The organism is Carnobacterium sp. (assembly GCF_045617425.1).
Taxonomy (GTDB): domain Bacteria; phylum Bacillota; class Bacilli; order Lactobacillales; family Carnobacteriaceae; genus Carnobacterium_B.
The window spans coordinates 118,664-130,992 of sequence record NZ_JAZLIO010000009.1; the positions used below are offsets into that span (position 1 = coordinate 118,664).

13 protein-coding genes are annotated in these 12,329 nt (G+C 34.9%); 2 read left to right on the forward strand and 11 right to left on the reverse strand.

The annotated features are described in order from the left end of the window. Nucleotides 1-133: 133 nt before the first annotated feature. Both ACKI3H_RS03855 and ACKI3H_RS03860 read right to left on the reverse strand, forming a co-directional pair. Nucleotides 134-772, reverse strand: a complete 639-nt coding sequence (locus ACKI3H_RS03855; RefSeq protein ID WP_407370964.1) for a glycoside hydrolase family 73 protein — start codon at nt 770-772, stop codon at nt 134-136. Between the two features lie 39 nt (nt 773-811). Next, nucleotides 812-1,603: a M15 family metallopeptidase gene (locus ACKI3H_RS03860; protein WP_407370965.1), complete on the reverse strand. Its 792-nt coding sequence runs from the start codon at nt 1,601-1,603 to the stop codon at nt 812-814. 148 nt (nt 1,604-1,751) lie between these two features. On the opposite strand from ACKI3H_RS03860, the gene ACKI3H_RS03865 reads away from it, so the two are divergent. After that, nucleotides 1,752-2,765 (forward strand): PTS sugar transporter subunit IIC, encoded by a 1,014-nt coding sequence (locus ACKI3H_RS03865; RefSeq protein WP_407370966.1) that lies wholly within the window; start codon nt 1,752-1,754, stop codon nt 2,763-2,765. Between the two features lie 104 nt (nt 2,766-2,869). Here ACKI3H_RS03865 and ACKI3H_RS03870 read toward each other — a convergent pair whose 3' ends face one another. Then, nucleotides 2,870-3,325, reverse strand: coding sequence for a VOC family protein (locus ACKI3H_RS03870; protein WP_407370967.1), 456 nt, complete (start codon nt 3,323-3,325; stop codon nt 2,870-2,872). Between the two features lie 215 nt (nt 3,326-3,540). Further along, entirely contained in the window at nt 3,541-4,068 is a 528-nt protein-coding gene (locus ACKI3H_RS03875) for a hypothetical protein (protein WP_407370968.1), read from the reverse strand. A 208-nt stretch (nt 4,069-4,276) separates the two neighbouring features. Between ACKI3H_RS03875 and ACKI3H_RS03880 the strand changes: the two genes are divergently transcribed. Next, entirely contained in the window at nt 4,277-5,245 is a 969-nt protein-coding gene (locus ACKI3H_RS03880) for a Gfo/Idh/MocA family protein (RefSeq protein ID WP_407370969.1), read from the forward strand. A gap of 245 nt (nt 5,246-5,490) precedes the next feature. On the opposite strand, the gene ACKI3H_RS03885 is transcribed toward ACKI3H_RS03880, so the two are convergent. From ACKI3H_RS03885 to ACKI3H_RS03915, 7 genes are all read right to left on the reverse strand, one after another. After that, nucleotides 5,491-6,468, reverse strand: a complete 978-nt coding sequence (locus ACKI3H_RS03885) for a DUF1002 domain-containing protein (RefSeq protein WP_407370970.1) — start codon at nt 6,466-6,468, stop codon at nt 5,491-5,493. Nucleotides 6,469-7,049: 581 nt separating this feature from the next. Further along, entirely contained in the window at nt 7,050-7,715 is a 666-nt protein-coding gene (locus ACKI3H_RS03890; protein WP_407370971.1) for a CBS and ACT domain-containing protein, read from the reverse strand. A gap of 3 nt (nt 7,716-7,718) precedes the next feature. After that, the gene (locus ACKI3H_RS03895) at nt 7,719-8,429 is read right to left on the reverse strand and encodes an ABC transporter ATP-binding protein (protein ID WP_407371374.1); all 711 of its coding nucleotides are present in this window, start codon (nt 8,427-8,429) and stop codon (nt 7,719-7,721) included. Beyond that, nucleotides 8,426-9,199, reverse strand: coding sequence for an ABC transporter ATP-binding protein (locus ACKI3H_RS03900; RefSeq protein ID WP_407370972.1), 774 nt, complete (start codon nt 9,197-9,199; stop codon nt 8,426-8,428). Before ACKI3H_RS03900 ends, ACKI3H_RS03895 begins: the two co-directional genes overlap by 4 nt. Before the next feature lie 5 nt (nt 9,200-9,204). After that, nucleotides 9,205-10,170: a branched-chain amino acid ABC transporter permease gene (locus ACKI3H_RS03905; RefSeq protein WP_407370973.1), complete on the reverse strand. Its 966-nt coding sequence runs from the start codon at nt 10,168-10,170 to the stop codon at nt 9,205-9,207. 9 nt (nt 10,171-10,179) lie between these two features. Then, nucleotides 10,180-11,058, reverse strand: coding sequence for a branched-chain amino acid ABC transporter permease (locus ACKI3H_RS03910; protein ID WP_350450480.1), 879 nt, complete (start codon nt 11,056-11,058; stop codon nt 10,180-10,182). A 76-nt stretch (nt 11,059-11,134) separates the two neighbouring features. Further along, nucleotides 11,135-12,280 (reverse strand): ABC transporter substrate-binding protein, encoded by a 1,146-nt coding sequence (locus tag ACKI3H_RS03915; RefSeq protein WP_407370974.1) that lies wholly within the window; start codon nt 12,278-12,280, stop codon nt 11,135-11,137. Nucleotides 12,281-12,329: the final 49 nt, after the last annotated feature.

Sequence of the window (12,329 nt, forward strand, 5' to 3'; positions counted from 1 at the left end):
GGTTAGATTCATACTATTTATTTTAACGAATCTTTACTCTAATTGCTATCATTCTGAAAATTTATGAAGCGATTTCTTTCTTTATAAGTAGGAAGACTTGGTTCATTTTAAAGAATGAGCCAAGTCTTCTTATTTAATCATACTGATTTAAGTTGTATTGTTCAATCAGTCGAATCAATTTTTCTGGATAATCGGGATCTGTAGCATAGCCGCTTTCTTGTAAAGCATAAGCAGCTTTTTTATAATCCGTTGCTGTTAAGACTTTCTCATATTGATTTTCATTCCATGTTGTTCCTTTAATAAACAATTCAGAATGATCTTCCATAGACTCTTGCCAAGTTGCGTACTTCCTGAAATCAGCTTTAATTTCAATCCACTCGCCGTCAACATATTCTTTAGTCGTCATTGTTGCTGTTGGCTCTGAATTACTGCCTTTGATTCCATAATAATTATTATTTTTAACTGAAAGCTCACTATTACCCCAATCTGATTCAAGTATCGCTTGTGCAATACTGATACTCGGCAATACTCCATACTTTTCTTGCAGCACTTTAGAATAATCTGCAATTTGAACAATAAATTGTTCTTCATTTAAAGTCTCCTCTTGCGGTATGTGCACTTCTGAGACCTCTTGACTTAAGAAATAAAGTGTACCAAGGAAGATAAATACAAAAACAAAAAGAGTCATCATGATATAGCTAGGAACGATTTTTTTGTTATTCTTACGTTTAGTTGTTTTGTAGATTTTCTTTTTTTGTTTTTTAAGGGGCACATCTTTCTTCCTCTCATTAAAAAAATTCATGAAATGAAATTACTTACCAGCTTCGTTTAATAAGGCGATATACTCTTCTAAAGATAAATCATAGTTCTTCATGTAGGCAGCATTATCTTTGCCAACATAACGAAAATGCCATGATTCATATTCAATTCCTGTTTGTTCTTCCTTACCTTTAGGGAATCGAAGAACAAATCCATAATCAGCTGCGTGTTCAACTAGCCACTTTTGAGATTCTTGAGTATCAAATTCAGGAATCAATCCTTTTCCAGAATTCGCCCATTCAGTATCCATTACATCAATTGCAAGACCTGTATGATGCTCACTGCCACCAGGTATAGCAATATAGTCTTCCGTTAACTTGACTGCTTCTTCTTTTGAGTGTCCTTGATCTAGATACTCTTGAATTCTATTATTGTAATTGGTTGTCTGCAAATCAACGGAACGGAATGTGGAAACAGCTATGATTTCGTAACCTGCTTCTTTTCCAGCCTCGGTCATCGCAATATACTCTTCAATAATTCGTTGGTCTACCAGTAAACCATTTGGCAAAGCGCTTAAAGGTCTTTCAATCGATTCATCAATTTTTTTCCAGTTATTGACTAATTCTAGATTCCAATCTTCTGTTGAAACATCTGGTAAAGCATCTAGCATGGCTTGATGTTCTGCTTCTTCTGCTAATTTTTGTTCTTCTTCTGGTGTTAAAGAAACAGTTGAAGAACTCGTTTCTGCAGATTTACTAGATTGTACGGATGCTTCTTGGTTGAATTGTTCACACCCTCCTAATATACCTGTTGCTATCAGTAGTAGTGCTAAATTTTTCTTCATTTTTTAAAGACTCCAATCTACTTTTACTTAATGTGATACATCAAAAACACACTATGATGTAAAGTTAATGTACTTTTGATTTTACTCCTTTATAATAACATTAATACCGATTAATTTTAACAGTAAATCTTTTTATGGAGGATTATGAATGAAAAATGAAACATTAGCAGATCACCTTTACAAAGCTTCACAAGGTATTGCTGCTGCTGTAGTGGTAACGTTAGGTATTGGACTGTTGATTCAAAGTATTGGAGAATTGTTGGGCTTTTCCACACTCATTACGATTGGTGCGGTTACAAAGACTTTATTGATTCCTGGTCTAGGTATTGGCATTAGTTATTATTTAAAGACCGATATCTTAACTTTATTGAGTGCAACAGCAGCCGGCGTTATTGGCGGACGTGCCTATACATTTTCTGATGGCGTACTTTCTTTAAAAAGTGGTGAACCTGTCGGCGCTTTGGTTGCAATTGGTATCGCCATTGCAGTGGGTACCTTTTTATTTAACAAAACGCGATTTAATATGATACTAGTGCCTTTTACAAGCATCTTGATCAGTGGGATAGTGGGTTATTTTTTGTCTGCCCCAATCGCCTATACACTAAATAACGTCTCTTTGTTGATTACTTCTTCTGTAGCTGGCTTTCCTCTTTTATCTTCAATGGTTCTAGGACTGATTTTCGGCTTACTTATTTTATCTCCTGCTTCATCTGCAGCCATTGCCCTCGCTTTGCAGCTAGATGGTTCTGCTGGCGCAGCTGCTTTAATTGGGTGTAGTGTGCAATTCACAGTCTTTGCTTTTCTTAGCTTGAAAGATAATGACGCCGGTACATTTCTAGCTCAACTAATCATTACACCAAAACTTCAAACAGGGAATATTCTTAAACACCCCAAAGTGGCATTATTCCCCTTAATTCTTGGAACGTTTTTAGCTCCACTGGGGGTTCTAATTTTTGGTCTGGAAGCTTCTGCTGAAATTGCTGGGATGGGATTATGCGCACTAGTAGCTGTTTTTGGTATCGCTTCTTCTCAAGGAATGACTGCTACTTTTTATTATCTATTCGTAGTTGTTGTTTTACCGGCTATTTTAACTCTGCTAATTAAACCATTTCTTATCAAATCAAAACTTTTAAAACCCAATGATTTAAAAATTATGATTTAATTAAAAGAAGAGGTTGGATAAAAATCCCAACCTCTTCTTTTAATTATCTTCTATCAGCTTTCATTTACTAGGATTTTTTCCATAACATTTCTTTTTCAATCTGTTTATTCAACTTTATCCATCATGCTAGGCACAAAGGTCGAAATCTGCCATTCAACTCCAAACCGATCAACAACATCTCCGTATAAAGGGCTCCAAAATGTTTCCTCGAGCGGCATCCCTATTTTCCCATCTACTTTCAATTGGTCAAAGACCTCGCGAGTTTCCTCTGCTGTTTCATAAACTAAAGTAACAGATACGTTGTTACCTTGTTTATAACCGGCTTCACCTTCAAATGGATTATCAGAAAACATCAAATAGCTTCCATTTGTAAGCTGCAAGGTTGCATTCATCACTTTATTTTGAATTTCGTCAGGCAGTACAGGGTTATCTGGGTGTGATGGCATATCTTTGAATTTGCTCATATCTAAAATCTCTGCTTTAAAAACAGTTGCATAAAAGTTCAACGCCTCTTCTGCATTACCATTAAATAACAAATACGGATAAGAATCAATTAGCATGCGAAGCCCTTCCTTCTTTATCTATTTAACAGCTTAAGAATAAAGCATTTCATTGCTGTGGTCAAAAGAAAGCGCTCCAAAAAAAGAGCATATCAGCGCATAAGCTAGATGTAAATAATAACCCACTACAATAAGTCTAATGTAGTGGGTTATTATTTTGTTGTGTCATATACTTGTTATATTTGAGTCTCTTTCAGGTCACTAAGCATCTTTTTTTAGTTGAGCTCCGTATCCTGAATATTTTGATTGAACCATTCTAATAAATTTGGTTTATCAGTTTTTATTTGTTGTTGGATAACTCCAGGTAAACGTAATTCGATGATGTCTTTGTAACTCCAAAAATCGTACTCTACTTCAATTCTAAGAATAGTCGTATTCTGCTTTCGATGGTATTCAGTCAGTTGTTCTTCTGTTTCTTTTTTAAATTCAAGATCAGCAATACCGCTGTTTACCCACTTTTGTGCGACATGAAATTTAATCGCTAGATATTCATTAACTGGATTGGCTTTGACTTCTTGGAAAAATGTAGCATTTCGACAAACTTTTTGAACCAGCATCCATTCATAATCTGTAAATAATCGCGAAATTTTATTCATATTTTCGGGTTTTAACCCTTGGTTGCCTTTCTTCCATCGGTCCCAACTTTGTGGTGAAATGCCTAATTGCGAGGTGTAAAAAGCTTTTTCGCTAACAAACTGCTCCTTTATTGCTCTTAAAACAATTTCTACTAACGCTTCATGCATCTTGATCATTCCCCTTTCAGTTAATAAATCTATCAAATAAGTGCTATCTTTATTTTACACCTATTGCGTTAACTTTCAAATTTGAATACCTTAATTCTATAGGTTTTTTTATAAAAAATAGTTTGGGTTACTTTACTCTTTCAATCCAGTGTTTTTCAATGGTAGAATAGAGTTACTACTGTTTAATTAAATTTTTAGGAGGCTTTCTATGAAAAAAGTAAATTGGGGAATTTTAGGTTTAGGTCAAATTGCAACTGAATTTGCTGAAACGTTCGATGTTGAGAATGCTGTACTTTATGGTGCTGGTTCACGAAATGATGAAAAAGCAGCTGAATTTGCCCAAAAACATGCGATTGAAAAATCATATGGTTCATATGATGCACTACTAGAAGATCCATCTATTGATGTGGTTTACATTGCTACACCACATAGTCATCATGCTGAATTGATTTTAAAAAGTTTAGAACACGGCAAACATGTCTTGTCAGAAAAAGCCATTACCATGAATAATGATCAACTAACTCAAGCTATGACATTAGCTGAAGAAAAAAAATTAGTTTTAGCAGAAGCAATGGTCATTTACCATATGCCCCTTTACCATAAACTAAAAGAAATCGCTCAAAACGGATCTCTTGGAAGATTAAAGATGATTCAAGTTTCATTTGGAAGTTTAAAAGAAGAAGATCCAACCAATCGTTTTTTTAATAAAGATCTTGCTGGTGGAGCTTTATTAGATATTGGAATTTATGCCTTATCATTTGCCCGCTTTTTCTTAACAAGTCAACCTAAAGAAATTCATACAACCATGAATTTTTATGAAACAGGGGTAGATGAGCAGTCGGGTATTTTATTAAAAAATGATCAAGATGAACTGGCTTCTATTTCACTTACCTTTAGGGCTAAAATGCCAAAAACAGGAATTGTAGCTTTTGAAAATGGTTTTATCACCGTCACTGATTTTCCACGAGCAGATAAAGCCACATTAACTATGCCGGATGGTTCAGTGGAAACCATTGAAGCTGGAGATACGAAGCAAGCTATGAATTATGAAATAGCTGATATTACCAACATGATTCTGTCAGATGGTCCAAATCCATCACTTGCTCTTACACATGATGTAATGGAAATTATGGATACATTAAGAAAAGACTGGGGACTTCACTACGATTTCGAATAATTTTTCTTACTTCTCTCTTTTATATAAATAAGCAATTTTGCAAATTCAAGCTTTATTCTGTCTACTCAAATGGAAATCGACTCTGAGTTGATCGAACTAACCTTTGTTGCATCTACTCAAACGGAAATTTACTCTAAATTAATTAAAAAAACCTTATTGCGTCTACATAAACGCAATAAGGTTTTTAATTTGTCGAACAAATATTTATTTTTCAGCGAATGTTTTCTTCTTAGCGATCCTGCATCTTAATTAAATAACCCTACAATAGCATTCCATATTTGACTAAAGAAATTGCCAACTTTGTCCACTAAACCGCTATCTTCAGCTTGTTTCAAAGCATCGCCAAATTTATCTTGAACTGTATTAGATAAGTTTTTTAATTGTTCTTTTACTTCTGCAGAATCAATGGCACTTGTTTGTTGATATTTTTCAAATAAAGCCATCAATTGGTCGATTTGATCTTGTGTAACTGCATCTTGTAAATTGTTCTTTTCTAACGCTTCATTAATGATGCGTTCAACATCTTCCTTCGTAGCTAGTTCACCTTGCTGCTCTTTTAATTCTGCTAAACTTTGTTTGATATCAATAATAGCTTGATCAAATTTAGCAGTATCAAATTCTTCATTATCAGCATTTTCTTGTGCAATATCATTTGTTGTTTCTAATTCATCTTGCGCTACTTCCATACGTTCTTGATCTAATTCTTCTCCGTTAACGTCAAAAGCTTTGTAAATACCTGTTAAGGCACTTTCTCCCGTAACTTTGCTGACACTTGCTACTTCGATTTTCACGTCGTTTACTCCTGCAGTAATAGCAGCATTTGCATATTGATCTTGTGTGATTTGGCTAATGTTTTCTGGAGTTACGATTTCGACATCTACACCCTCACCAGCATCTTGCTTCTGTACCAATACGGATGAAATCATACTAGATGTATTTCCTGAACCATCACCTAAATAATTGATCAAGTCTTGACCTGTCACACTTCCAACAGCTACGTTTTCTGGATTTTCAATTTCTAAAAGGTTTTCTGTTTCTGTTATTTGGCTTTCAGATAATCCACCACCATAAATAAAAGTCGGTTTACCCCATTTTTCATCTACTACTGTTGTATCGATCCCATTTGTCGTTGCACTAGCAGATTGCGGCATAACAAGTAAAGATGCGCCCAATAAACTCATTGATGCTAAAGCTGTTAGTCCAATTTTTTTAACCTGTTTCATTTTAAAACCCTCCATCACATTTTTTTGCTTGTTTGTAGTTATTGACTTTATTCTTATAGCCAGTATACCTAAATCTTCTTAAGAAATATCTAAGGCTTTAGACCTAAATAATGAAATAAAAAAAATGATTCAGGAAATTATCCCAAATCATTCCCAACAAATTATGTGCAAGCATTACCCCTCCAAAGCAATTTTATGAAATAAACGAAATAATTGCTGTTCAAAAAATTGTCAGGTTCATTTGCTTTGTGTGATTACTAAGTACCTTTAGGATAGCAAACTCTTTTAAAGTTGTCCAAACAAACTTTATTACTTTCTTAATAAATCGAAGAAATAACCGGTAAAATGGTTTTTTTTATAAACAAACTTTAAATCAATTCGATTATAAGCGCTATTTTGTAAGCATTTTCCGACCTATTCCAATTTGAATTTGGTTAGTCAAATTTCCGTCACTTTTTTAATTTTTTTTTTAATAACTTGTGATTATTTAGAAGATAAACATTAATCACCACTATTAAAAATAGAGTGCTAAAAAATCATTACACTTCAAAATAAAATTCATTTTGAGGTGCAATGGGTCTTTAATTATTGTTATTTATTTTTCCTTCTTTATAAACTGCTGAACTAACGGTATATCCACTTGTAGTTATAATTTCTTTTATCGCGTTTATGTCCGGACTGTCCATTTGAATGATTACTTGTGTAAAATAATCTTTTCGGTAAACAGCAATCTGATTGATACTTATTTGAGCTTCCGCTAAAATATTTGTGATGTCCTCAAGAATTCCTGGATGGTCTTCAGGAATATCAATAACTATCCGACTTCCTTTATTGTTGTACCCCATAATGTCAATAAAAGCACTAAAGATATCTTTATCCGTAATAATACCTACAATTTTATTTTCCTCTTCTACTACCGGTAACACACCTACTTCTTGGTCACGCATACGAGCTGCAGCTTCTTCTAATAAATCATCTTCCTGAACAGTAAGAACCCTTTTCTGCATGATATCGCCAACTTTAGTTTTAGTCAGTAAATAATTCATTTCATGAATGCTCAAACTTGTCGCTGTAGAAGGAGAGTTTTCTTGAATGATTTCTTGTGTAACCAAACCAACCATTCGTCCATTTTTTACTACGGGCAAACGATGAAAGTCGTTTTCCTTCATAATATCAAGCGCTTCTAAGACTTTTGTTTCTTCTGAAACAGTCACAACAGTTGATGTCATATAACTTTTTACGTCCATTCCTTAACCTCCCAAATAAGCTTTTTGTACTTCATCACTCGCTAACAACTCTTTACCTGTACCGGTTTGTACTACTTTACCTGTCTCTAAAACATACCCACGGTGAGCAATTTCTAGAGCGACTTTTGCATTTTGTTCAATCAATAAAACCGTTGTACCTTGGTTATTGATCATTTGAATAATATTAAAAATTTCTTTAATAAAAAGAGGGGCTAATCCCATTGAAGGTTCATCCAACAACAATAATTTTGGTCTAGACATCAATGCTCGTCCCATGGCAACCATTTGTTGTTCTCCACCAGATAGAGTTGCTGTATCCTGCTTTTTACGTTCTTCTAAGACTGGAAAACGATCAAATACCATTTTTAAATCTTTTTGAATCTCACTTTTGTCTTTTCTAAGAAAGGCTCCCATCTCTAAGTTCTCCATTACTGTCATCCCTTTGAAAACATGTCTTCCTTCTGGAACTTGAGAAATACCCAATTGAACAATTTTACGCGTTGACTCTTTTTGTATCGGTCGATCATTGAAGAAAATTTCACCTGATTTTGGGCGATGCAAACCAGAAATAGCCTTTAAAACCGTTGATTTCCCAGCACCATTAGCACCGATTAAAGAAACGATTTCTCCTTTTTGGACTTCAAAATTAATTTCTTTAGTGGCTTGAATCACACCATAATAAACGGATAAATCTTTTACTTTTAACATGTCTATTCACCACCTAAATAAGCTTTGATAACAGCTTCATTGTTCTTGATTTCCTCAGGTGTTCCATGAGCAATCATTCTGCCGTATTCCAATACATAAATACGTTCGCATACATCCATGACTAAAGACATATCGTGTTCAATTAATAAAATCGTAATTTTAAATTCTTTTTGTATTTGTCGAATCAATGCTGTCAAATTAGCCGTTTCTTGCGGATTCATTCCAGCAGCTGGTTCATCTAAAAATAAAATTTTGGGTCTAGTAGCTAATGCTCGAACGATTTCTAATCTTCGTTGTTCTCCATATGGTAAATTTTTTGCCAATTCCTCTGTTTTTGTTTCTAAATTAAACAAAGCTAACAGTTCAAGGGCTTCTTCACGCAATTTTTTTTCTGATTGATAATAGGCAGGCGTTCTAAGGATACTAGCTAGAGTTCCTACTTTATTTTTTTCATGCATACCAATCAAAACATTGTCTAATACAGACAAATCTTTAAACAATCGAATATTTTGAAACGTTCTGCCTAATCCCATAGATGTGATTGTATACGTTTTTTGCTTGATCAATGAAGTTTTCTTACCTTCTACTTCTAAATCAATTGCTCCTTCAGTTGGCTCATAAACCCCTGTTAACAAATTAAATAACGTTGTTTTTCCGGCACCATTTGGACCGATCAAGCCAACTAATTCGTTGTCCTCTAATTCCATATTGACCATAGAGACAGCAGACAGCCCACCGAAATTTTTGGTTAATTGTTTTACTTCTAGTAAACTCATTCTGCTCACCCTTTTTTCATAGAAGATTTTTTATTCTTGCGGTCTAGTAATTTTGAAATCGTAAATTCTTTTGTTCCTAATAATCCAGAGGGTTTAAAGACCATAATAGCCACTAGTGCAACCGAATAGATGATCATTCTCAACTGTCCAAACGGCTGCAGATAAACATTGAGTATTCCTAACACGATTGCTGCAACAACACTTCCTGTCATACTGCCTAATCCACCAAAAACAACGATAATCAAAATATCAACAGATTTCATAAAAGTAAAATCTGATGGACGGATAACACTGAAATAAGAAGCATGCAATCCACCTGCTATTGCTGCTGAAGCTGCTCCTAAAACAAAAGCAATAATTTTATATTTTGTTGTATTGATCCCCATTGATTCTGCTGCAATTTCATCTTCACGGATAGAAATCGTTGCTCGTCCCGGGCTACTCTTAATATAGTTTATTAGTATGATCATAGAAATAACAATGAATGCAAATGTGATTTGCCAAGTGGCAATAAAGGGAATTCCACTTAATCCCGCAGCTCCATTTGTTACCTCATCCATATTTAAAATAACGATTCGGATAATTTCAGCTACACCTAGAGTAGCGATAGCTAAATAATCCCCTTTTAATCTTAAAGTTGGAATCCCCACTAATAAGGCAACTATGCTGGCCACTGTAATCCCTAATAGAATTCCACCAAAAAGACCAAATACAGTAGGGTATTTAATGCTGATGATTCCAGTACAGTAAGCTCCAATAGCCATAAACCCTGCATGACCCAGTGAGAACTGACCAGAAAAACCAATGATCAAGTTCAATCCTGTTGCTAAAATGACATTGATTAAAATAGTCATCAAGGTAATTTCATAAAAAGCGTTAATGATTCCCGTAGTTGTCCCAATTTGAATGAGGGTATAAATGGCTGCAATAAAAATGAGCCAACCAAGATTTTTTTTATTAAATTGTTTCATTTTTATCACCTACACTTTCTCTTTTACATTTTTGCCAAGTAATCCTGATGGTTTAAAGATAAGAATAATAATTAAAATCAAGTAGACTACAGCATCTTTGATCATTGAGCCACCATATCCACTAACCAATGTTTCGATGATTCCAATTGTAAATCCACCGAACATGGCTCCAGGTATGATACCAATACCTCCTAATACAGCTGCAATAAAGGCTTTTAATCCTGGTGCATATCCCATCATCGGTTCAATTGAATTGTAATACAAACCCACTAAAACTCCGGCTGCTCCAGCTAATGATGAACCTAGTGCAAAAGTAAATGAAATTACATTATCAACATTGATTCCCATTAAACGAGCGGCATCTGCATCTGTACTAACAGCGCGCATAGCTTTTCCCATTTTCGTTTTTTGAACAATGAGCTGTAGTGCTAACATTAGAATAATCGTTGTGGCAAAAATCATAATTTGTGTCTGACTAACTTGTAATCCAGCAAATTCATATACTTTATTTTCAATGACTTGAGGAAAAGCCCTTGTTTCCGAACCCACCAAGTAAATCATGCCATTTTGTAATAAATAAGACATCCCAATTGCGGTGATCAAAGCCGCAACACGAGTAGCATTGCGCAATGGTTTATAAGCAATTCGTTCAATTAAAACGCCTAATACAGCACAAAAAACCATGGATACGATTAAGGCTGGTAAAAAACTGAGATTAAACGAGTTTATCGCTGTATACCCAACAAATGCACCAACCATATAAATATCTCCATGAGCAAAGTTAATTAATTTAATAATGCCATAAACCATGGTATATCCTAATGCAATCAAGGCATAAATACTTCCCAAAGAAAGTCCGTTAATCAGTTGTTGTAAAAATGCTTCCATAATATGGCACCTCTTTTCATTTTAAATATTAAAAGGTGCTAAGCAAAACTCGCTTTGCACCTTTTAATTTGAATATTTAGGGCGTAACTTCAGTATTTCCTACTTCGACACCGTCTTGTAATTCGATAACTAAAGTTGATTTTACAGGATTATGGTCTTCGTCAAATATAAAAGTACCCGTAACGCCATCAAATTCACTCATCTCTTCAAGTGCTGCGGTGATTGCTTCTGGAGTGGCTTCTCCAGCTTCTTCAATTGATTGAGCTACAAGGTAAGCTGTATCATATGCAAGAGCTGCAAACATATCTGGTTCTGCATCGTATTCAGCTTGGTAAGCTTCAATAAATTCTTTTACTTGAGCATCTTCACTATTTGGAGAGTAATGTGCTGAGTAATAAACATTATCAACATTCTCTGTTCCAGCTAATTCAAGTAATGCTTGGTTCCCAAATCCATCTGCACCTAATATAGGCTGTGTAATTCCCATTTCACGGGCTTGCTTAATGATTAAACCAGCTTGGTTATAATAACCAGGCAAGTAGATAAAATCAAAATCAAGATCTTTGATACGAGTTAAAATAGCGTTAAAATCCGTATCATCTGCAGTAAAGTTTTCTTCTGCTACGATTTCCCCTTCAAATGCACCTTCAAAAGCTTTTGTTAAACCCAATGCGTAGTCGCTTGAGCTATCGCCGATAACCACAGCTTTCTCAGCTCCTAGTTCACTTGTTGCAAATTCTGCTAAAGCAATTCCTTGAAAAGAATCTTGAAACGATGTACGGAAAATATTTGGTTGAACTTTACCACTCTCGTCAACGGTCAAACTATCATCTGTACCAGACGGAGTAACTAAACTAACACCTGCTCTTGTTACAGCAGGAGTCGAAGCTTTAACGGCTCCAGTGGTTGCTGGTCCAACAATCACAACTGCTTCATCTTGAGTCGCTAATTTTGTTGCGATACTAGCAGCTTCGGTATTATCTGATTTTGTATCGTATTCAATTAAATTAATTTGCTTATCTAATACGCCACCATTTTCATTTATCTCTTTAATTGCTAAGTTGACAGCATTTGCTTCAGCCGTCCCATAAGCTGATACTTCTCCCGTTTTTTCAAACATTGAACCAATTGTGATCTCGTCTGTGTTACTCCCACTTCCAGTACCACACGCTGTTGCCAATAATGAAAGAGACGCAAGCCCCATTACAAATCTTTTTTTCATATTCTTTTCCCCCAATTTACGCACTTGCGTTAGTTAATTTAAAAGACTT